At 35.2% G+C, this 21,021-nt stretch carries 23 protein-coding genes and 1 pseudogene; 6 read left to right on the forward strand and 18 right to left on the reverse strand.

The features are described from left to right. Positions 1-208 precede the first annotated feature (208 nt). Positions 209-667: an Hsp20/alpha crystallin family protein gene (locus WAZ07_RS12290; protein WP_090911652.1), complete on the forward strand. Its 459-nt coding sequence runs from the start codon at positions 209-211 to the stop codon at positions 665-667. A 142-nt stretch (positions 668-809) separates the two neighbouring features. On the opposite strand, the gene WAZ07_RS12295 is transcribed toward WAZ07_RS12290, so the two are convergent. After that, the gene (locus WAZ07_RS12295; protein WP_336472685.1) at positions 810-1,397 is read right to left on the reverse strand and encodes an SCO family protein; all 588 of its coding nucleotides are present in this window, start codon (positions 1,395-1,397) and stop codon (positions 810-812) included. 118 nt (positions 1,398-1,515) lie between these two features. Further along, positions 1,516-1,974, reverse strand: coding sequence for a helix-turn-helix transcriptional regulator (locus WAZ07_RS12300; protein WP_336472686.1), 459 nt, complete (start codon positions 1,972-1,974; stop codon positions 1,516-1,518). Between the two features lie 491 nt (positions 1,975-2,465). Here WAZ07_RS12300 and WAZ07_RS12310 point away from each other — a divergent pair. Then, positions 2,466-2,567: pseudogene (locus tag WAZ07_RS12310) on the forward strand (MBL fold metallo-hydrolase); the annotation flags it as partial. A gap of 179 nt (positions 2,568-2,746) precedes the next feature. On the opposite strand, the gene WAZ07_RS12315 reads toward WAZ07_RS12310, so the two are convergent. From WAZ07_RS12315 to tatA, 4 genes are all read right to left on the reverse strand, one after another. Continuing rightward, on the reverse strand, positions 2,747-3,589 hold the full coding sequence (locus WAZ07_RS12315) for a DegV family protein (protein ID WP_090911658.1): 843 nt from the start codon (positions 3,587-3,589) through the stop codon (positions 2,747-2,749). Between the two features lie 149 nt (positions 3,590-3,738). Next, positions 3,739-3,990 carry a DUF2535 family protein gene (locus WAZ07_RS12320; RefSeq protein WP_336472687.1) on the reverse strand — a complete coding sequence of 84 codons (252 nt, stop codon included), beginning with the start codon at positions 3,988-3,990 and terminating at the stop codon, positions 3,739-3,741. Positions 3,991-4,145: 155 nt separating this feature from the next. Then, complete coding sequence (tatC, locus tag WAZ07_RS12325; protein ID WP_336472688.1) at positions 4,146-4,901, reverse strand: twin-arginine translocase subunit TatC; 756 nt, start codon at positions 4,899-4,901, stop codon at positions 4,146-4,148. A gap of 122 nt (positions 4,902-5,023) precedes the next feature. Beyond that, positions 5,024-5,188 (reverse strand): twin-arginine translocase TatA/TatE family subunit, encoded by a 165-nt coding sequence (gene tatA / locus WAZ07_RS12330; RefSeq protein ID WP_035430399.1) that lies wholly within the window; start codon positions 5,186-5,188, stop codon positions 5,024-5,026. Positions 5,189-5,381: 193 nt separating this feature from the next. Here tatA and trhA point away from each other — a divergent pair, with 193 nt between their 5' ends. Then, on the forward strand, positions 5,382-6,038 hold the full coding sequence (trhA, locus tag WAZ07_RS12335) for a PAQR family membrane homeostasis protein TrhA (RefSeq protein ID WP_336472689.1): 657 nt from the start codon (positions 5,382-5,384) through the stop codon (positions 6,036-6,038). 40 nt (positions 6,039-6,078) lie between these two features. Here trhA and WAZ07_RS12340 read toward each other — a convergent pair whose 3' ends face one another. The 5 genes from WAZ07_RS12340 to WAZ07_RS12360 form a co-directional block, all read right to left on the reverse strand. Further along, the gene (locus tag WAZ07_RS12340; protein WP_336472690.1) at positions 6,079-6,798 is read right to left on the reverse strand and encodes a lysophospholipid acyltransferase family protein; all 720 of its coding nucleotides are present in this window, start codon (positions 6,796-6,798) and stop codon (positions 6,079-6,081) included. A gap of 113 nt (positions 6,799-6,911) precedes the next feature. Continuing rightward, positions 6,912-7,547 (reverse strand): FMN-dependent NADH-azoreductase, encoded by a 636-nt coding sequence (locus WAZ07_RS12345; protein ID WP_336472691.1) that lies wholly within the window; start codon positions 7,545-7,547, stop codon positions 6,912-6,914. Positions 7,548-7,771: 224 nt separating this feature from the next. Then, positions 7,772-9,766: a penicillin-binding transpeptidase domain-containing protein gene (locus WAZ07_RS12350; protein WP_336472692.1), complete on the reverse strand. Its 1,995-nt coding sequence runs from the start codon at positions 9,764-9,766 to the stop codon at positions 7,772-7,774. A gap of 745 nt (positions 9,767-10,511) precedes the next feature. Beyond that, a complete protein-coding gene (locus WAZ07_RS12355; protein ID WP_336472693.1) occupies positions 10,512-11,000 on the reverse strand; it encodes a dihydrofolate reductase in 489 nt (162 codons plus the stop codon). A gap of 20 nt (positions 11,001-11,020) precedes the next feature. Further along, positions 11,021-11,977, reverse strand: coding sequence for a thymidylate synthase (locus tag WAZ07_RS12360; RefSeq protein WP_336472694.1), 957 nt, complete (start codon positions 11,975-11,977; stop codon positions 11,021-11,023). 268 nt (positions 11,978-12,245) lie between these two features. On the opposite strand from WAZ07_RS12360, the gene WAZ07_RS12365 reads away from it, so the two are divergent. Continuing rightward, complete coding sequence (locus WAZ07_RS12365) at positions 12,246-13,703, forward strand: serine hydrolase (protein ID WP_336472695.1); 1,458 nt, start codon at positions 12,246-12,248, stop codon at positions 13,701-13,703. 147 nt (positions 13,704-13,850) lie between these two features. Here the strand turns inward: WAZ07_RS12365 and WAZ07_RS12370 are convergent, their stop codons facing one another. Beyond that, positions 13,851-14,882 (reverse strand): serine hydrolase domain-containing protein, encoded by a 1,032-nt coding sequence (locus WAZ07_RS12370; RefSeq protein ID WP_336472696.1) that lies wholly within the window; start codon positions 14,880-14,882, stop codon positions 13,851-13,853. A gap of 72 nt (positions 14,883-14,954) precedes the next feature. Then, on the reverse strand, positions 14,955-15,242 hold the full coding sequence (locus WAZ07_RS12375) for an L-lactate permease (RefSeq protein ID WP_336472697.1): 288 nt from the start codon (positions 15,240-15,242) through the stop codon (positions 14,955-14,957). Between the two features lie 126 nt (positions 15,243-15,368). Here WAZ07_RS12375 and WAZ07_RS12380 point away from each other — a divergent pair, with 126 nt between their 5' ends. Then, a complete protein-coding gene (locus tag WAZ07_RS12380) occupies positions 15,369-15,851 on the forward strand; it encodes a hypothetical protein (RefSeq protein ID WP_336472698.1) in 483 nt (160 codons plus the stop codon). A 220-nt stretch (positions 15,852-16,071) separates the two neighbouring features. Here the strand turns inward: WAZ07_RS12380 and WAZ07_RS12385 are convergent, their stop codons facing one another. The 5 genes from WAZ07_RS12385 to WAZ07_RS12405 all read right to left on the reverse strand — a co-directional run bounded on the left by WAZ07_RS12385 (position 16,072) and on the right by WAZ07_RS12405 (position 19,998). Continuing rightward, positions 16,072-16,464, reverse strand: coding sequence for a VOC family protein (locus WAZ07_RS12385; protein ID WP_336472699.1), 393 nt, complete (start codon positions 16,462-16,464; stop codon positions 16,072-16,074). 28 nt (positions 16,465-16,492) lie between these two features. After that, positions 16,493-17,122 carry an HAD-IB family phosphatase gene (locus WAZ07_RS12390; RefSeq protein ID WP_090911673.1) on the reverse strand — a complete coding sequence of 210 codons (630 nt, stop codon included), beginning with the start codon at positions 17,120-17,122 and terminating at the stop codon, positions 16,493-16,495. Positions 17,123-17,241: 119 nt separating this feature from the next. Beyond that, positions 17,242-17,817 (reverse strand): YpjP family protein, encoded by a 576-nt coding sequence (locus tag WAZ07_RS12395; RefSeq protein ID WP_336472700.1) that lies wholly within the window; start codon positions 17,815-17,817, stop codon positions 17,242-17,244. Between the two features lie 260 nt (positions 17,818-18,077). Further along, positions 18,078-19,295, reverse strand: a complete 1,218-nt coding sequence (locus tag WAZ07_RS12400; protein ID WP_336472701.1) for an ABC transporter permease — start codon at positions 19,293-19,295, stop codon at positions 18,078-18,080. Then, entirely contained in the window at positions 19,273-19,998 is a 726-nt protein-coding gene (locus tag WAZ07_RS12405; RefSeq protein ID WP_336472702.1) for an ABC transporter ATP-binding protein, read from the reverse strand. The genes WAZ07_RS12400 and WAZ07_RS12405 overlap by 23 nt, the downstream gene beginning before the upstream one ends. 215 nt (positions 19,999-20,213) lie before the next feature. Here WAZ07_RS12405 and WAZ07_RS12410 point away from each other — a divergent pair, with 215 nt between their 5' ends. Then, entirely contained in the window at positions 20,214-20,753 is a 540-nt protein-coding gene (locus WAZ07_RS12410; RefSeq protein ID WP_090911681.1) for an HAD-IIIA family hydrolase, read from the forward strand. Positions 20,754-21,021 lie beyond the last annotated feature (268 nt).

Below are 21,021 nucleotides of genomic sequence, written 5' to 3' on the forward strand. Positions count from 1 at the left end.
TGACCGCTTGCTTCTATGTATAGCCAGATGCTCTCGCCCCCCTAAAAAGAAAGGGGTTTTTTATGTCGTTTTTTCAATTTGTATTTATATACTAAAAACGCTTCTATTCTTACCCTATCTTTCAATTTCTTACTTAGCTAAAAAACATACTCACATTTAGGCTTTTTTTTCATATGATATTTCAAATTTATCTTTAGGAGGAGAAATTATGAGTGATGAAAAAAAACCTTCACGTCCACAATTTCGAAGTTACTTAAAACAAATTGATGACTTTTTCGAACAGACTCCGCTTCGTGATGTTATTGCTGATATGAACCACTTTTTCCAAAAAGGAAACCGTTTAGTAACATTTCCAGTTGATTTATTTGAAGTGGAAAAGGACATTGTTATAAAAGCTGAACTTCCTGGTATTCAAAAACAACAGATTCAAGTTGAAATACAAGGTGAATACTTAAAAATTGCCGTAAAAGAAGATGTTTTAGACGAAGAAATGAACGAATCATATAATTATTATCGCCGCGAACGCACAATGTCAGAAGCTTCTCGCGTTATAAAATTACCGTATCCCATTAACAAAAAGCAAGCAAAAGCTTCTTATCAAAACGGCATTTTAGAAATTCGTGCACCAAAGCTTCCACAGCAACATGATATTTTATCGATTGAATAAGAAAAGAATGTTAAGTTAATCGTCTTCTCTTCAAATAGACAATAATCTAAAAATCCCTCCAGATAAACAATACTGAGTCCATCATACTAGATGGACTCTTTTTTACTGTCTATCCAAAAGGGATAACCAATTTATATCCTTATTATCGTGTTAAACGCCTAATATCACGTAATATATCATCATATGGTGTATTATTCATTCCACTATATTCCTTCATCACTTTTCCGTTTTGATCCACTAAGTAAAATTTTGTACCGTGTAGAACTTGATCTTGATTATCTGGTTTATCAACTAACGTTTTAAAATTATTTTTCGCAAATTTCTCGATGTCATCCTGCGAATAACCTGTTAACAAATTCCAATTCTTCGTATCCTCAGTAAATTTCTGCACAAATGCTTTTAACTTTTCAGGCTTATCTACCTCTGGATCAACACTAAATGATACAAATTGAACATCTAGTTTTTCTTCTTTTGCCAATCTTTGCAGCTTAGCCATATTCGCTGTCATCGGCGGACATACTGTTTGACAGTTTGTAAATACAAGATCTGCTACCCACACTTTTCCTTTTAAATCTTTTGTACCAAATTTTTCACCATTTTGATTTATGTATTGAAAACTTTCAACATCCCAATTTAACGGATTTCGAAGTTTCGATCCTGAACTACATCCAGCTAAGAGTAGCAAGCAAAAAGCGGTAAGAATACCAATCCATTTTTGATATCGCTTCATTCTAGAACACCCTTCTCTCTTTCAATTTCTTCTATCCCATACTAACGAGCAGTAAAGACCTCCTACTAACGGAAGTTTCACTTTATTGTAACAAAGGTAAACACTATGAGGGAACTGTTTACTTCACTTGTTCACCAAATCGTACTAATTTTTCAATTGCTTCTTCTTTATGAAATGTACTAAACCACCTATAATTTTCACCGTCTAAAATTCGATAATGTTGACTAACAATGTTTTGTTGTAAACAGAAATCTCCTCTTTTCTCAATCTCTTTCCACCATATATGTCCACCCATCGTTTTTTCTTTTTTATACTCCATTTGATGGTGAGCGATTGTTTGGACAACTTCAAGAGCAGAGCCTCCAAATGCAGACTGCACGATTTCGCTACTTTGAAACAAGGCACATATCGCAACAACAGTCGTCCACGAAGGCAAAATGCGCTCTTTTTCAATTTGAACAAGCGTCTTTTTAGAAAGACCTAAAATCTCTGCCATTTCTTCTTGTGTATAATTATATTCTGTTCGAACCAACTTCATTTTTTTCGCAATTATTAGTACGACTTCGTCTTTATTCATTTGAGCACCCCTTCTTACTATGTAAATAGTATCTTATTGTATTTTTATACTTTTTTAATACTTAGTCAATTTTCTTTCCTTTTGTGTTTTTCAAGAAATTTGAGATTACTTTACAATTGATATTGCCCTCATGCCAATTGGAGTTTATGAGCCTGAATGGTTTCGCATATTTTCCTAGAAACAGCCGTGCAAGCATTTTTAGCCATGAAGGAAAAACATTTTATCCCGCTATTCGTGGGCAGTAAGACCCATACCTCAAGATTGAGAGAGAAGCGTCGTCCAGCTCTAGCGGCTAGAGTCTCCGGTCGTTTCGCCCCCTCCGACAAGGCAAAAAGCGCCTCTTTGTCAGGGACGTGGGCGTCCTGCGTTTCTGAGCGAGCCGCTTCCGCTTTTCTAAAGAAGATAGGTGGGGGATAACTGCCCGTAAAATCCCGATTAGTGAGGGCTTTCCATCAGTGGGGGATGAAAAAAAAACCCACTGATGGAAGTTTCACTTTATTTCAATATATTACAGTGCATTCCCACTCGCAGATGAAACGCCCAAAGTAGCTATCACAAGACTTCATAACAATTGGAATTTACGAATGGTCCCATAGGAACAATTGCATGTTTTATTTTTTGAGAAAATATATACAGCCTCTTCTCCTTCCGTTCAAGGAAAAAAGTAGATAGAGAAAATTTGTATGTATAGCACGCAAAACCAGTGCCTGTTTATGATTAATATGTATCCTGCACGAAAAAAGCTACTTGAATATAATCAAGTAGCTTTTTCCTATTCTGCAAAATAAGAGAATCCAATTGCGCCAACGCCTGTATGTGTACTAATAACCGGTGTTGTAAAGAAGATTTCTGATTGTGTAAATCCACTAATCTTTTCAACTGCTTCTTTCATTTTCTGCGCTAACGGTAATGATTTTGCATGTGGAATCGCAACGGCTTTTACTGTCTTACCAGCTATATCTTCTTCAAATATTTTCGCTAATGTTTTTACGATTTGTCCTTGACTACGTACCTTAGCAATCGGATTATAGACTCCGTCCTCAATACCAGCAATTGGCTTAATATTTAATAAAGACCCGATCATTGCTTTTCCTTTACCGATACGACCGCCTTTCACAAGGTTTTCTAACGTATCAACAACAACGAATAAACGTGTGTTTTTTCTAACTTGTTCAATACGTTTTAAAATCTCTTCTAAAGAACGACCTTCTTGTGCCATTTTCGCTGCTTCAATTACTTGATAAGCCAAAGCGTGACTAATAAATAAAGAATCCACTACTGTTACTTTTGTATCTGTCATCGTTGTTGCACTATTTGCCGTTGCAACTGATCCGCTTAATCCATTTGTTAAGTGGATCGAAAGAACTTGACTGCCGTCCTCTCCTAAGCGATCATACATTTCAACAAATGAACCAACTGCTGGTTGCGATGTTTTAGGTAATTCTTCTGATTTTTGCATTTCTTCAATAAACTCATCTGGTTGTAAATCTACGCGATCTAAATAAGTTTGTCCGTTCACAGAAATTGATAATGGAATAACATGAATATCATATTTCTCAATCACATCTGGTGATAAATCCGACGTTGAGTCTGTGACAATTTTAATTTTTTGCATGTTTTATTTCTTCCCTTTCCACTACGCTCTCCCTGTTATTATACTAGTATTCCCACTGCTTTCAACAGTTTAAGGTAATTTTCTGACGAAATTCTTGTTTTTTATGTCTAAAAAAGAAAACGGTAGAGCACTTTTGCTCTGCCGTTTTCTTATGCATTTTTTTCTAACGTATTTATTTCATATACATTTGAATAATCATTCCATTTTAAGCAATTCTGCAAATATTCTCGAAATGAGTACGAAAACCTTGGTTGCTTTTGTTTTTGAATTTTAGAAATAAAGAGCTGAAGACGCGACTGAATTTGAAACGCTAATGGGTGCTGTGTTTGTAGCACAGGGATTTCAACCACCTTTACACATTTTCCTGTTGGATGAGTGAAATAAAAACTCTTCATAATCACGATATCAATCCTCTTTTTTTTTGGATTTATAATGTTAGTATAAACCGACAAAGGCAAAAAGTTTGTCTAAATTTTAGAGAAGCATTAATTTTTTTCTTTTTTATATTGTATACGCTTACACTAATAGTATAACAAAGAAATAAAAAAAGTGCCCGTCATAAAGAGGCACTTTTCGATGAAGATTGCAATTCTCGTTTTATCTTTCTTTTATATACAATTTTTGACATTGTAATACTTAATTCATAAATTACCAACAATGGAATTGCTACGGAAAAATCTGAAATAAAGTCAGGTGGTGTAATGCACACCGCAATGACAATTAATATAAAATACGCATATCTTCTAATTTTTTGTAGTGCTACTGGATTTAAAATTCCAATGCTTGTTAAAAACATGGTTACAACAGGTAATTCAAAAATCACAGCAAATGGTACAGTCATGTTCATAACAAAAGAAAAATATTTCTCTGTTGTAAACATTGTTTGAAACATTTCATCACCAAGACTAACCAAAAAGTTCAGTACAAATGGTAGGATAATAAAATATCCGAAACATAGTCCACCAATGAATAATATAAATAATCCTGGTACGTATAATAACGTCATTTTCCGCTCATTTGGAAGCAATGCTGGCTTGACAAATAACCATAGCTGCAGGGCTGCAATTGGAATGGTGCATACGATTGAAAACACAGCCGCAATAACAAAATAAATCCATAAAATATCGCTCGGTCCAAGAACTGTTAATTTCATATGTAAATCTTTTACAATAAAACTATAAATCTCTTTCGTATAAGAAAAACCAATAATAAGGAAAAATAAAAATGCCACTGCTGTAATAAGAAGTCGTTTTCGCAACTCTCCAAGATGATCTACTATGCTCATTTCGTGATCGTTCATATTCTCACCCATTTCTCTGGTCACTGAAAAAAAGATGCAAGCTTCTCTTACATCTTTAGTCCCTCACAAACGGACATAGGCATCCGTTTGATTCGACTAACAATCAGCAGGAACTCCCCCTACTGATAAAAACTTCATTTTTTCTCATCTATATCATCATGCAAACCTTTTGCAGATTTTTTAAATTCTTTTAAGGTTTCTCCAAACGCTCGTCCAATTTCTGGTAATTTTTTCGGTCCAAAAATAATTAATGCTAAAATTAAAATTAAAATTAATCCTGGAAACCCAATATTCGGCATACTGCTTCCCCCTTATTTTCAATTAACTTCATTTTGTCAAAAAAGTCTGTAAACGTCAATGTATCCGCTATCTTTTGTCGAAAAAATTTGAAAATATAAATTTCGTACATTTTTCATTTCCTATTCCTTTTGTATATGATATGGTGAAAGAAACTATATTCCTCATTGGACTACATGAGAAAGGAGTCGAAACATGACTCAAAAAATGACTCGAATGACTCAGTTTGTTAAAGAAGAAATCGCAAATGCAATTACACATGGCATCGGTGCCATTTTAAGTATCCCTGCGTTAATTATTTTAATTATTCACGCATCAAAACATGGAACTGCATCAGCAGTTGTAGGATTTACTGTATACGGTGTTAGCATGCTTATACTGTATGTATGTTCAACACTATTACATAGTATCCATCATCCAAAAGTAGAAAAATTATTTACTATTTTAGATCATTCTGCCATCTATATATTCATCGCTGGCACATATACACCATTTTTACTCGTTACTCTGCGCGGACCAATAGGCTGGACATTACTTGCGATTATATGGACACTTGCAATTGCAGGAATCATTTTCAAAATATTTTTTGTACGTCGCTTTATTAAACTATCAACCTTATTTTACGTCCTAATGGGATGGCTCATTATCGTTGCTATTAAACCATTATATGAAAACTTAACAGGTAGCGGCTTCACATTATTATTAATTGGCGGAATTTTATATTCTGTCGGAGCCATCTTCTTCCTGTGGGAGAAACTCCCGTTTAATCATGCAATTTGGCACCTCTTTGTATTAGGTGGAAGCACGATGATGTTTTTCTGCGTATTATTTTATGTATTGCCTGTAGCATAAAAAAGGTCTCAGCTTTTACTGTAGCTGAGACCTTTTTTACTCACTTTTTTAGCTGACTTGCAATGATATCTTGCGTATATTTCGTTAATTCTTTAATATCCATATTTTGATATTGTTCTGCTGTAATTGGTTTCGAAATTGTGATCGTTGCATGCGCCGGCTTCATTCGATTGCCATTCGCTTCAAACATCTTATAAGTTCCGTCCAATGTTACAGGTAAAATCGCTACACCTGCTTTTACAGCAAGATGAAAACTACCAGCCTTAAATTCTCCCATTTTATCACCCTTGCTACGAGTGCCTTCTGGGAAGATAACGATAGAATGTCCTTGTTTTAACAACTCAATCCCATCTTTAATCGCTTGTAACGATTGACGGCGATTCTTGCGATCCATAAATACACAACTCATCATTTCCATCCACGTTGATACAATTGGAAATTTTTTAATTTCCGCTTTTGAAACGAATCCAATTGGTTTATTTAAATAACCTAGTAAAACTGGAATATCCATGTCACTTTGATGATTACTTACAACGAGTACCGGTTTATCTTGTGGTACATTTTCCAGTCCATTTACTTGTATTGTTGATCCAACTACACGAACCATCTTCTTGCCAAACCAGTTTGTTGTTTTATACACCAGCTGATCTTTTTCTTGCGGTGATAGTGTATGTACCTTTCGTTTTATACGCCACATTCTTGGCGTAATACCAATTACAATTAAAATTAAGTACAAAATCTTAAAAACTGTTTGAATCATATAGAACCCCCACATATTGTCATTCCGTACTTCATTATACTAGACAAACGAAGGAAAAAGAAGAAAAAATGTCCAAACGGCAAGCGTTTGAACATTTTTCATAATATGATAGATTAAAATTGTTTTGCTAACTCTTGTGCTTTTTCAATAGCTCGTTCTTTAATTTCAGGTGCTTGCGTAGGATTTGCACTCATACCTTCTACAGCAATATATTCTACATCCGTTACACCCATGAAGCCTAGCATTGCTTTTAAGTGGTTTCGACCAAAGTCCATTGCTGCGTATGGTCCTTCAGAATATACGCCGCCTGTCGCTTGGATATGAAGAGCTTTTTTATCTTCTAATAAACCAATTGGACCATTTTCAGTATATTTAAATGTTTTACCTGCTATTGATAGGTTATCTAAGTATGCTTTTACAACTGGTGGATAGCTCAAATTCCACATTGGTGTTACAAATACATATTTGTCTGCGTGCATAAACGTTTCTAAGTTTCCGTTCATTGCTGCAATTTTTTGTTGTTGGCTTTCACTTAATGTTTCAAAGCCTTCTCCTGCCCCAAGTTTTCCCCAAGCAGCAAGCACTTCACCATCAATTGCAGGTACATTTGTATGGAATAAATCAATTGTTATAACTTCATCTTGTGGATTAGCTTGTTGGTAAGCTTCAATAAACGCTTCTCCTACCGCCATACCGAATGATACTTCTACTGGATTTGGATTTGCCGTAATAAATAATACTTTTGTCATGTTCATTTCTCTCCCTTGTTCATAAATATCTTCAATTTGAGATTTTCAATATAAAAAGTAAATCACTTACCTTATGTAAGCAATAATACCTAATTAATATTTTTTTGTCAATAAAAAATAGCTGCTTTTTTTTAGTAAGTAAATAACTATATGAAATTAGACTTCCATCAGTAAAAGATAAAAAAGGAGCTACCTCGCTTATGAACGAGACAGCCCCTTTTCTATTACTTTTGAAATACATGCTTTACTTTCTCAGCTGGAATACTACTTCCGCCTCTTCCTTTTACATCTTCAATCATCATTGCGACAATCATATTTGGAGAATTTGCATCAAATGCAGCAAACCACCCTAACTCTTTACCATCGGCATCTTTTGATTCTTTTAATTCAGCTGTTCCTGTTTTTCCAGCAAGTGTAATGCCATCTAATTTTGCAATCTTACCTGTTCCTTCTGGATCATTCACAACTTTTATTAAAGCATTTTTCAAAATATCACTGTTCTCTTTAGATACCACTTTTTCTTTCCACGCCTTTACCTGTTTTTCGTCTTTTACAAGGTGCGGGGATGGAATATTTCCTTCATTCACAATTGGCGCATACGATAATGCAACGTGAAGAGATGACATTAAGACTTTTCCTTGACCATATCCTGTATCAGCAAGTCCAATATCATCTTTTATACCATCTTTTGCGACTTGCGACGTTGCAAATCCATATTCAATTGGTAACTTTTCACCAAGTCCAAATTTCTTCGCTTCCTCTACAAACTTATCTTTACCAATTTTTAATGCTTCCTGTGCAAAATAAATGTTATCGGAATACATCATTGCTTTTTCAAAATCAACTGGATTTGCATCTTTTACACGCGTTACATAGTAGTTACCCCAAGAAGAATCTTTTGCCCATTTTACACCATCAATTTTAAGAGATTCTTTCGGATCAAGCACTTTTGTTTCAAGACCAATTGCTCCTGTAATCGGTTTAAAAACAGAACCCGGTGCGTATACTTGTGTAAAGCGATTTGTCATTGGCTTTTTTGAGTCATTATTCAAAGCATCTCGCTCTGCTTTCGCTGACTCTCTCATCATGACATTCGGATTGTATGATGGACTACTTACAAGCGCTAATGTTTCCCCTGTTTTCGGATGTACTGCTGCACTTGAACCTGCTTCATCCTTCATTTCTGCATAAATTTTTTGTTGCAAGTTCCCATCAATCGTTAATGTAATATTTTCGCCATCTTTCGCTTGTTTTTTCGCAAGCTCTTTTAATTCTTTTCCTTTTGCATCGGCAATATAAACACGTCCGCCTTTTTCCCCGCGGAGTTTATCTTCAAAGACACTTTCAAGGCCTGTTCTTCCAATCGGCTCATCAGCCTTATATCCTTTTTCTTCTAATTTTTTCAAATCCTCTGCATTTACTTTGCCCATATAGCCCGTTAAATGAGCGGCAGCTTCTCCTAGAGGATATGTCCGAGCATTTACAGAGCGTATTGCGACACCAGGCATAGAGATGTAATCATTTTCATTTGCACCTTCTGGTAAAGTAGAAAGTGGCACATAGTAACTTGGTTGTACCCACTTCGCTGTTAATTTTTTTTCGATATCTTCAACTGGCATTTGTAATAATTTCGCTAACGTTTCTTTCGTTTGCTGTGCCGATTCACCTAACTTCCCAGGGACAACTCCAACTTCTGCCGCTTTCCCATTTGTCGCCAATCCGTTTCCATTCCTATCATAAATTTCACCGCGCTTTGGCGAAAACGATTGCACCAGTACTTTATCATCTTGTTTCATGGTTGGAAAAATAAACGATGGATTCCAATCAATTTTCCAGACGTCCTTATCTCCATCCTTTTCTTTCACAAGTTTTGCCTCATTTTCAAACGAAATCTTTCCACCGATTGTATCCATACTTACTTTAAAAGGTACATTCGCATTGTTTTTCTCATCTTTTTTGTCTTCTTTTTTCGCTTCTGCTGCTACTTTTAAATTTTTCACTGCAATACCTGTATAAACGTTTTCATATTTCTTTACAAAATCATCTTTTGTAATTGACTGCTTTGCCTCTTTCGATAACTGTTCATACATTTTATCAAACTTTTTTTCGTTCCATGCTTTTACATATGTATCCATTGCTTGTTCTGGCTTTTCTTCTTTGCCACATCCTACTACTAGTAGCAATGAAAAAATAAGAAGCATTCCCCATATCTTTTTCACATTTTCTCCTCCTTTATATCTCGATACTATCATACTATAAAAATCCAACTTTACAAAATTCACCCAATATAAAAAAACGACACAATATGCGCCGTTCTTTATATTACCAGTATAACATTCAAAAAATTTTTATATAAGGCTTTATTTTTATTGATTCCTTGTAACTACTCAGCCATACATTTCATTTAGAAGCTTGGTAAAGAGTATAATTCCAACGAAAATACGCTTCCCTATAATTGCTGCCATGAAGATAAAAATGGACCTACGCCTTGCTACCTTGCGCGTGGCAGGAAAAGGCCCTGACCGCTCCTATACATAGCCAGTCCCTCCCTGGCCACTTAAAAAAATGCTTTTCTATCGGTTTTTCATAGAGTGACCGAGTAGTTACGATTCCTTAATATATATATAAATCCAACTTAACTTTCCAACACACAAGTCGCCGCCCTGCTGAACAAAACATAACCTGCTACTTTCTTTCTCTCTTTGTTTGAACTTCGCACGTGGAGGAAAAAGGCCCTGACCGCTTCTACGCATGGCCAGACGCTCTCGACCATCTAAAAAGAAAAGGGGGTTATGTTAGGTTTTTAATTTTGATATATATATAAATACAAATTAAAAGATCGATATAAAAGACCTCTTTCCTTTGTTTCTCAAACAATCAATCGATTCTTTGATCCAGTTAAACAAATTCCATCACCGGCAACAGCAAAAGAAGATTGGTATGTAACACACCAATCTTCTCTCCTTATTTCCTTCTATCATACACATGATAAGCATATGTATATGGATTTTTCTCATCTGTCACGCCTTGTGTTGCAGATATTTCTTCCCACTCATTGTAGTTTATTTCGGGGAAAAATGTATCACCTTCAAATACCTCTTCAATTTGTGTAATATACAAGCGATCGGCAAAAGGAAGCACTTCTTTAAAAATTTCTGCACCGCCAATTACAAAAAGTTCTTCATTCATTTGCTCGTCCATTTTCTTCACATCATCAATAGAATGAATGACTTCACAGCCTTCCATTTCATAATTTTGATTACGAGTTAAAATGATATTCGTTCTGCCAGGTAAAGGTCTGCCAATGGATTCAAACGTTTTTCTCCCCATAATAATCGGGTGACCCATCGTCACTTTTTTAAAGTATGCCAAATCTGCCGGTAGATGCCATGGCAATTGGTTGTCTTTACCGATTAGTCGATTTTTATCCATCGCTACAAGTAATGAAATCATATATATCCCCCTATCTTTGTTTACACAGCTACTGGTGCTTTAATTGCTGGATGTGGATCGTATCCTTCTAACATAAGATCATTCATTTCAAAATCAAAGATAGACTTCACATCTGGGTTTAGCTTTAACGTCGGGAATGGACGCGGTTCACGTGCTAATTGTTTTTCCACTTGTTCAAAATGATTTGTGTAAATATGAGCATCACCAATTGTATGAACGAATTCTCCTACTTCTAAGCCACACTCATGGGCAATTAAATGTGTTAATAAAGAATAACTCGCTATATTAAATGGAATACCAAGGAAAATATCACCGCTGCGTTGATATAACTGACAAGATAATTTTCCATCTGCCACATAAAACTGGTATAACGTATGACAAGGTGGCAACGCCATACTTGGTATATCTTCTGGATTCCATGCAGACACAATAAGGCGGCGAGAATCCGGATTTTTCTTAATCATATCAATTACATCTTGTAATTGATCAAGCGTTTCCCCAGCAGTCGTTTTCCATGCACGCCACTGCTTCCCATACACATCTCCTAAATTACCGTAACGCCCTGCAAATTCGTCATCTTCAAGCACTTTTGTTTTAAACAATTCCATTTGCTCTTCGTACTGCTTATTAAACTCTTCATCTTGCTGGGAACGAAGTCCAAAATCTGTCATATCCGGACCAGTGTATGCATCGCTCTCTACCCAGTTCTTAAACGCCCATTCGTTCCAAATATTATTATTATGCTGCAGCAAGTACCGAATGTTCGTATCACCTTTCATAAACCAAAGAAGTTCGCTCGCTACTAAACGAAACGGCACACGTTTTGTCGTAAGTAACGGAAAACCTTGACTTAAATCAAAGCGCATTTGATACCCAAATACAGATACTGTTCCTGTACCAGTGCGGTCTTCTTTTCTCGTACCGTTTTCCATAACATGACGGCACATATTTAAATATTCATACTCTGCGTGTTTCATCAAGTAACCTTCTTTCACAATTGCTTTATGTAACATTATTTTTTCCTATATGGAGTTTATCATATATGCCTTCGAATTTCACACGGACTTTTTTATAAAAACTCTTTAATATAGAATACACACGCAAAAACTCAGTATTAAAAAATTTTTCATCTTTACAATCTGACATACTTTCGTCAATTTTTCTTCTAAAAAGAAAAAGGGATTTCCCATCCGTTTCAAGAAACTATAGTGCGGTAGTAAATAATATATGAGTGGAGGTTTTACTATGCAAAAAACTGAAATGCCTCTTACAAGTAAATTACATACGACAATCCAAAACATGATGAAAGAATTGAACGTCCCAGGAGCTGCAGTGGCCATCGTAAAAAATGGTGAAGTAGTGTTCTCAGAAGGTTATGGGTACCGTGATACAAAAAATAAAAAACCCGTTACACCAAAAACACTATTTGCAATCGGTTCATCAACAAAAGCTTTTGGTACTTTTTCTTTAAGTTTACTCGCGCAGCAGCAAAAATTTAATTGGGATACACCTGTACAAACGTATATTCCAACTTTTTCACTTCACGATCCGCTAGCAAGCGTACAAACAACCGCTCGCGACCTAGCATCTCACCGCACCGGTGTCAGTCGCCACGATTTACTATGGTATGCAGCCTCCTTAAGTAGAAAAAACATTGTTGAAAACATTCGCCACTTAGAACTAGATGCGCCGTTCCGTTCTGCGTTTTTATATAACAACTTAATGTATGCCACAATTAGCTCTATTGCAGAAAACATTACAAATGAAACATGGGAACAATATGTTACAGAACATCTTTTAACCCCACTTCAAATGGAATGTACAAACTTCTCAGTTACCACTTCGCAAAAATCAGATGATCATGCACTTCCTTACATTGAGAAAGATGGAAACATAACAGAAGTACCTTTTTGCAACATTGATACAATCGGTGCTGCTGGATGTATAAACTCTAATATAGAAGATATGGCAAAATGGGTGTTACTTCATTTAAATAAAGGAAAAGTTGGCGAACATGAATTACTTGCACAAGATTTGCTTGAACAAATGTATACACCGCACATTCCAATTCCAAATGATCCAATGTTTACTATACCGGAAACACCATTAAACAGCTACGGTCTTGGCTGGTTTATTACTGCCTATCGCGGCCATAAAGAAATCCATCATGGAGGGAGTATCGACGGATTCTCAGCTCTTGTTTCTTTTATGCCAGAAAAAAATGCCGGTCTTGTCGTACTAACAAATTCCGGTCATACATTATTACCTTCTTACCTCGCACATCAAATTTATGATGAATTGCTTGGATTAGAACCAATTGATTGGCATAAACGTGCAATAGAAGATACAGCAAAGCTTAAAGAAATAATAGAAGAAATAAACAAACCGCTACCACAAGTAAAGGAAACTGTTCTTTCCCATCCGTTAAAGGATTATATCGGAACATTCGAACACCCTGCATACGGTACAATTGAGGTACACAAACGAAATGAATCATTATATTTTAAATTTGCGTCATTTGACATTGAAATGAACCATCACCACTATGATATGTTCAATACGAAATGGAATGTTTTCCAAGCAGAAATGGACATATTAATTTCTTATGAAATGAATCCAGCAGGTGAACTGCATGAACTGAAAGTACACTTCCCAGCAACGTTAAGCACAAAGCCGCTTCTGTTTACAAAAATAGAAAAATAAAATTTTAGTTAAGAAAACGCAGGGCCTTCGAAACCCTGCGTTTTTTATTCAATCATTTTCTTCTATTTGTAAAATTTAAGTTTTAACTGTCGAAAGTTTCTCCCTTTGAATCCTTCCTCCCTTATCCTTATTAAAACTTAATTTTTTCTATATTCTGTGTATTATCTCACCAATAATCCCCTTCATTTGATGAACTCCTAAATCTGTATTTGTCATAATAACTACACCTGTTTCTAAATATGGATAAGCAACGAGCATACATTGAAACCCTATTCCCCAACCAAGTGACGAAAATTCAATTCCTTGTCCTGAGCCATCCAGAAAAACAGCTAAACCAGCCCATTCCTTACAACCTTGTGAAGTAATGAGTTCTTTTGCCTTACTTTCAGAAAGACCAATTTTACTTTTACCTTTTAACGCATTTATAACTTCAATTAGCAAAATTGCCAAATCTGTTGGCGTTGTCCAAAGTCCGGAAGCTGCTGGATATGGATAAATCGGATATTTACTAGAAACGACTTCGCCTTTTTTATTATGACCACAAGAAAATAGTCCACTTCTTTCTGTTAATGTTGTTTGTTTGAATGTACTGTTTTTCATATGTAACGGTTCAAATATAAGCTCGTCCATTAACAGCTCAAAAGGTTTACCACAAACATCTTCTATTAATTGCTGTATGATACAAAAACCTGCATCGGAATATTGAAAGTCACTTTCTGGTTCGTATTTCACTTCAATACGTTCTTGACAATACGGTGTTCTTCCTTCTAATAGTTCAGCCATCGTAGGATTACCTAGAATGGAATTAAGTTCATTAAAACTCCCTTCAGGATCGATTACTCCAGATTGATGACTAAGTAATGTTCGCAACGTAACTTTTTTATTTTGCGTATATTCATTTTCAGGAACTTTCCAAGATATAAGTCTATTATTTATATCCTCATCTAAATGAAGGATACCTTGGTCAGTTAACTTTAAAACAAGCGTTGCCGTTAAAAACTTACTAATCGAACACGCGTTAAAAATAGACTGACTGTCTACGTTTCTAGTCGTTCCCGCTTTCATGACACCAAATTCTTTTGTCATATGTATCATACCATTTTCAATGAAAGCAATGCTTAAACCAGATACATTATAGTGCTCCATACGCTCTGAAATATTTATATTCCTTAATTCCATATCAAATCCACCTCCATATTATCCCATGTAAATTTTAACAAAAGAATGTATGTTCGTAAATTGTTTTTATCTTTATCCCGCAAGCGTCATTTGTTTTTGTATCTCATTTTCTTTACTACTAATCTGGCAAATCGAAGTACTTAATGCTATCCTAGAAGAATTAACCATCGTCATGAAAGAGGAACTTACGTTTTGAATACAAGCTAATAAGACTGGAGATAATCCAACTTGAACTGCAGTCTGTGTTTGTAATTTGATAAACATTGTATTTGATGCAGTATTACTTCCTGTTAAAAAACCTATATAAGGAAGGACGAGAATCTTTGCCTCACAAAGGATGAGGGAAAATTCTGATAACATTATGTTATGTCAACCTCATATGAATGAGGTATTCGTGTTTATAAATTATGTTGGACAAGCATACAAGCAAAAAAAACTCCTTTTTCATTTAATATACTAAATATAAATAAAGGAGTTTGATAATTTATGGTACCACCAGGACCACCATTTAAACCAGTATATGGTTCCCTTTATGGAGATGATTCTAGTATTCCTGTCACTCCTAATGGTATAGTTGATTTTAAGATGACGGGACCATCATCCGGAACAATTCTAGATCTTGCAACAAATACTATTACTGTTTTAAGTACGGGAGTTTATAGTATCGAATTTAGTATTGTTATTGCTATAGCTGTCAATGCTAGCGCCCAATCCGAAGTTGTGACAGTTATTGCAAATGTTAATGGCGTAGATGATTTGACAAGTTTTGCGGCTTTTATAATAAATCCTTTTATAATCAATCCAATAGATAATGCTTTTCTAACTATTGTATCGACCCCATCTAAAACCATACAGCGAAATCTCAATGCAGGAGATCAAGTATCTCTTCGTTTTACTTCAGTTGCTGGTGGTGGTTCAGGAGTTTCCGTTTATGACAATCCTTCACTTGTTGTTACAAAAATTGCATAAGGTGAATGAAACAAACAAGCAATGCTCCTTCTAGGCATTGCTTGTTTTGGGATGAAAGTCTCTACTTTCCTATTACATCCTTTTTGATGTATTTCTTAATAAGGAGTGAATCATTCTTGCTAATTTCAGTGTTAAGAGAATTTCCGATAATCTTGATCATAGTATCCTCTTCTAGTTATAGTTTGTTTAACTAATAGAAGTCATTCTACTTATACTCCATTTACATCTCCATATTCGGCGCATACACAACTTCTAAGATGTAACCGTTTGGATCATAAAAATCTACTGTATAATATCCTTCCGAATACTCTTTCACTTCGATCGGACCACGAATGATTGTAGCCTGAACATTATGTAAAAAACTTGCTACTTCATCAACTACAGAACGATTCATTGCTTGATAACAAATATGTCTTGGCCCTAATGTTCGTACAAGCTCTGCATCAATCTCTTTAAAATAAATTTCTGTTTTCCCTGTACTAAAAGCTGTTTCATTTAGTTGTTTCCAGCCAATAATCGAAAATAATTGACGATAAAATTCAATAGACTCCTCTAAGTTTGCTACCCAAAATTCAATATGGTGAATACCTGGTTCAAACGTTTTTTCCGACATACTCCCTTGCTCCCTTTCCCGCTTCACATTATTTTGAATGTACAACACTTACAATTTCTTCTGGTACATTCGCTATGTAATTCGGAGATTCCGCCTGTACCGTTTCTATCACATCATATCCCCAGCTTACCCAAATCACTTCTACACCAATTTTTTTGCAAGATACAATGTCTCGAAGCTCATCTCCTACGTAAATCACATCTGAATTTTTTAGTTTGTTTGCTTTTAAAAATTTCTTTATTACCTTGTCTTTTCCGAAAATATTGTTAGAACAAAAAACATCATGAATATAATCAATTTCATTTTGACGTAAAAATTCCCGAATATGCTCCTCAGCGTTCGAGGATACAATGACAATTTCATAGCCGCTCTCTTTCAACGCCTGCAAAACATCTCTTATTCCATCGAACAAAGTAAGATTTTGAATCGATGGTTGATATAATTTATAGAACTCTAATGCTATCATAGGAATTTTATACAGAGGCACGTGAAGCAATTTACATCTCTCTGGAATTGATAACTTCCGCAATGCTTCAACATCCTCTTCTTTTACTTGTTTAAAACGGTGTTTCTCTGCTATTTCATTGAAAATAGGGATAAAAATATCTTTAGAATCCACTAATGTACCATCAAAATCAAACATAACATATTTATTCATCACCAATACTCCTTGTTATCATTTCTTTTATATTATTTATACTTATGAATTCTCTTTCAAATCGATATAACCTTTTATTCATAAAAAAAGAACAAGGTATATCTCCCTGTTCTCCTTTTTTATGACAGCCATTGCGGCGGTGTATTCGTATTCCAATAAATATCACCAAGCTCATGGTGTGCTGTAAAGTTATCATCATAACGATGGTAATGAAAATTAAAATAATAACCATCTTGCGGAGGATGATCTCGTCTGACGTGAAAACGAAGTAAGTCATCACCAGTTTTTGTATCATAAACATGAAAAATCTTTTCATTTTTTCCACCGGCTGGTTTTTGTGAAATTGCTAAAGACTGTAACGAATCTTCCGGTGTATGATTCGCAAGGTTTGCAAGTGCTTCTTCTATTTTCGGCAATATAACATCTCTAAACTCATCTTCAATTACTGGGCCGATTTTTGATCCGAATTTCTCTATTGATTGCCGCTCAGCTTCCTGCATCGCATAGGAAAGAAATGCTTCTGAACTTATATCGCTTGACTTTTCATCCAGTGTATACGACGGTTGCTCTAGATTTTGTTGTTTTGTAGGCTTGTCCGCTTTTGCAGTATCAAGCAGCGCAGAAGGAGGTGTTACTAATCCAAATGTAAATACAGTAATTAACGCGACGAGTGTCTTTTTCATCCAATTTGGCATGTTGTATCCCTCCCTTTCTTTTTATATTTTTATAACTATTTCTTCTATTATACAAAATGATGCCAATTTTTGCACTTTACAATTTTAATAACGTTAACATCATTTGAATATGAAATAGTAAGATTTCATATAATAAGTATCATTCCTCAATTTTACTAGGAGGTTTTCCATTTGAACCTTGACCTTCTCTTTTCAGCCGTAAGCATTTGTGTTCTCATTTATTTTATGTATGTGTCGATTACGGATTAACAAAAAAAGAGCTATTCAGCTCTTTTTTTGTTAGGAATAAATAAAATCCATACTGTTAATCCAATGACAATCCCTGCACAAACTACAGCAGGAATCATATAAAATTGAGCTAGTGCTGCAATGCCATATACACATAAAGCTGGTATAAAGAGATATGCCTTTGCTTTCTGTGAAAGCCACAGTATCTTCCCTTCTGAACAATATAACTGTAAAAATAGTTTTCCAGAAAAAACTTTCCATTTGTCACTTGAATAACGATATATTGCAAATAACGCAAACGAAATAACGATTACAGTAATCCACCACGGCGCACGCCAAATGACAATTGCGCTTGCAAAGATAACCTGAATGTAAAAGCCACTTGCATCACCCGAACGAAAATATTCCTTTAGAAAAGCTTCAATGATTCTAGCGTCATTACTATTTCCTAGTAATATACGTTTAGAACGTGGAAATAACCAGGGCTTCGCTGCATTTGTAGGTTTTTGTACTTGACCCCCAAGTGCCATAATTTGCGTTGTCCATCTCATTTCTTCTCCTTTTTCTTTTTCGATTTCTTTAAAGAAGAAGCGATAGTACTTCATTTTTTCTTTTACTAGGAAAAAACTGATGATAAGGAGAAAAACAAAAAACAAAATCGTGTAAAAAGGCTGCTGTAATATATATCTACATGCCAGTCCTACATATACAATACCTAAACAAAAGAGAATATTTTTAATAATGATCACTTGCCACTGTTTATGAAACCGAACATCAATATACCGTTGCAGCAAAGAAAGTGTGAAACGAAAGTATGTTAAAAATACAAAGCAGAAAAAAGCTTGTATACCAGTTCCATGCAGACTTTTCAAAAGGATGGGTAGGAATAATATTGTTACAAGTGCACTTGTGAAGCAAATACGACAAAATGAATATATCATTCCATATTTCATCATTTGTTTAATCCGATCTGGAAATTGAATTAAAAATAAACTGTCTGCTTGTTCCAAAAATGACCGCACACTTCTTGAGTACGTTGAAATGTAAAAAACAAAAAGTCCGATAGACAAATATAATACATCTTCATCTTTTGGTCCATTTTTCCAAAGTGAAGCGTAGTATATCCAGCTAAATACAAGTACTGGAACAACTGCATATAATGCAATCGTCCAATCAACAACAGATTGCACTGCCTTCCATTTTCGTTTTATCTCATGAAACAACCTTTTATAAAATAGTGTTCTGATCATGTTGCTCCCGCCTTACAATGACATCAAAACAATCTAACAATGTACCTTCTGGCATGTTAGCAAGCGTTTGAATACTACGTAAATCTCCATTTGCAAATAACGTTCCTTCTGAAATTAATAAGAAACGCTCACATATTCTTTCTGCTGTATCTAACACATGTGTGCAAAGTAAAATACCTGCTCCGCGCTCCTTTTCTTTATATAAAAAATTGAGAAAATCACGAGTTGCCGTCGGATCTAATCCAATAAACGGCTCGTCAATAATATAAAAATCTGGTTCTGTTAAAAAAGCTAAAATGAGCATTGACTTTTGTTTCATTCCTTTTGAAAACTTCGATAGATATTCATGCTTATGCTTGTCCATACGAAATGTACGCAACAACTCTTCCGCCTGTATTTCCCAGCTTCCTGATTCAACATCCCTAGCGGCCATTAAAAGTTCAATATGTTCCCATAATGTTAAATAATCATAATACGTCGGATGTTCAGGTACATATGCATACGGATTCTTTTTCTCTCCAAATGAGACCTCCCCTTCCATATGCGCCAATAATCCAAGAATCGCTTTTATCGTTGTACTCTTTCCTGCTCCATTTGCGCCAATTAAAGCAACTAGTTCACCTTGTTCAATTGAAAAGGCGATATTATGTATCGTTTCCTCTCCAGCTTCGTATCCAGCTGATTTTATATTCACTTGCAGCAACTAAATCCCTCTTCCTCTATATAATTACAATAAATTCCTATGAAAATAATAACATATTTTTCAATTAAAATACTTTTCAATCTAAAGGTAGTGAAGATATCATTCATATGCAGGAAAATAACACGAATAATAGAATATTTTATATTATAAGTTCAAAAATCTTTTATTTTGCATTCTAAAACATTTCTAGCAAACGACGAGAAAGGATATTTATTATGACAATTAAACGGAACATCGAAGCGATTTTCATCGACCGTGACGGTACAATCGGCGGCGATACAACGATTCATTACCCTGGAGAACTACAGTTATTCCCATTTACTAAGATAGCTCTAACTAAACTAAAAGAACAAAACATACAACTATTTTCTTTTACAAACCAACCGGGCATTGCTGATGGCAAAGCAACAACAGAAGACTTTATTCAAGAGTTAGAAGCATTTGGTTTTGACGACATTTATCTTTGTCCACATCGGCACGGTGATGGCTGCAGGTGTCGTAAGCCTGAAACAGGAATGCTTCTTCAAGCAGCGGAAAAACATCATCTTGATTTAACAAAATGTGTTGTAATCGGCGATCGGTGGAGCGATATTGTTGCAGGTATAAAGGTTGGTGCCACAACGATTTTAGTGCAAACAGGTGCTGGATACGATGCACTGCATACGTATCGTCATAAATGGGCGAACATGAATGCTGATTATATTGCCACAAATTTAGAGGATGCTGTTTCATGGCTCTTTTCACATTCTGAATAAAACGGCATTGCTGTTTTATTCATTCCACTCGTTCTGCATACCTCAACTGCAAAAATACTTAAACCATTTCTCTGTGAAAGGCTTGCACCTTTACATTTTATATCGTGATATATCTAGTTATATAAATCCATTTTCATTTTTCAACATATGAGTCGCTACTATACAGAATAAAAAATGACCCGCACTGGCCGAGGTCACTGAAAAAGTCTATTAAAAGAGAAAAAGAAGATACCCCCTATTATATATAGGAGGATATCTTCTTTTTAAT

This window comes from Bacillus bruguierae, from assembly GCF_037104725.1.
Classification (GTDB): Bacteria; Bacillota; Bacilli; order Bacillales; family Bacillaceae_G; genus Bacillus_A; species Bacillus_A bruguierae.

Coding starts and splice junctions, on each gene's coding strand:
- WAZ07_RS12290 (WP_090911652.1), top strand. CDS start 209: ATGAGTGATGAAAAAAAACCTTCACGTCCACAATTTCGAAGTTACTTA.
- WAZ07_RS12295 (WP_336472685.1), bottom strand. CDS start 1,397: ATGAAGCGATATCAAAAATGGATTGGTATTCTTACCGCTTTTTGCTTG.
- WAZ07_RS12300 (WP_336472686.1), bottom strand. CDS start 1,974: ATGAATAAAGACGAAGTCGTACTAATAATTGCGAAAAAAATGAAGTTG.
- WAZ07_RS12315 (WP_090911658.1), bottom strand. CDS start 3,589: ATGCAAAAAATTAAAATTGTCACAGACTCAACGTCGGATTTATCACCA.
- tatC (WP_336472688.1), bottom strand. CDS start 4,901: ATGGGTGAGAATATGAACGATCACGAAATGAGCATAGTAGATCATCTT.
- tatA (WP_035430399.1), bottom strand. CDS start 5,188: ATGCCGAATATTGGGTTTCCAGGATTAATTTTAATTTTAATTTTAGCA.
- trhA (WP_336472689.1), top strand. CDS start 5,382: ATGACTCAAAAAATGACTCGAATGACTCAGTTTGTTAAAGAAGAAATC.
- WAZ07_RS12340 (WP_336472690.1), bottom strand. CDS start 6,798: ATGATTCAAACAGTTTTTAAGATTTTGTACTTAATTTTAATTGTAATT.
- WAZ07_RS12345 (WP_336472691.1), bottom strand. CDS start 7,547: ATGACAAAAGTATTATTTATTACGGCAAATCCAAATCCAGTAGAAGTA.
- WAZ07_RS12355 (WP_336472693.1), bottom strand. CDS start 11,000: ATGATTTCATTACTTGTAGCGATGGATAAAAATCGACTAATCGGTAAA.
- WAZ07_RS12360 (WP_336472694.1), bottom strand. CDS start 11,977: ATGAAACACGCAGAGTATGAATATTTAAATATGTGCCGTCATGTTATG.
- WAZ07_RS12365 (WP_336472695.1), top strand. CDS start 12,246: ATGCAAAAAACTGAAATGCCTCTTACAAGTAAATTACATACGACAATC.
- WAZ07_RS12370 (WP_336472696.1), bottom strand. CDS start 14,882: ATGGAATTAAGGAATATAAATATTTCAGAGCGTATGGAGCACTATAAT.
- WAZ07_RS12375 (WP_336472697.1), bottom strand. CDS start 15,242: ATGTTATCAGAATTTTCCCTCATCCTTTGTGAGGCAAAGATTCTCGTC.
- WAZ07_RS12380 (WP_336472698.1), top strand. CDS start 15,369: ATGGTACCACCAGGACCACCATTTAAACCAGTATATGGTTCCCTTTAT.
- WAZ07_RS12385 (WP_336472699.1), bottom strand. CDS start 16,464: ATGTCGGAAAAAACGTTTGAACCAGGTATTCACCATATTGAATTTTGG.
- WAZ07_RS12390 (WP_090911673.1), bottom strand. CDS start 17,122: ATGAATAAATATGTTATGTTTGATTTTGATGGTACATTAGTGGATTCT.
- WAZ07_RS12395 (WP_336472700.1), bottom strand. CDS start 17,817: ATGCCAAATTGGATGAAAAAGACACTCGTCGCGTTAATTACTGTATTT.
- WAZ07_RS12400 (WP_336472701.1), bottom strand. CDS start 19,295: ATGATCAGAACACTATTTTATAAAAGGTTGTTTCATGAGATAAAACGA.
- WAZ07_RS12410 (WP_090911681.1), top strand. CDS start 20,214: ATGACAATTAAACGGAACATCGAAGCGATTTTCATCGACCGTGACGGT.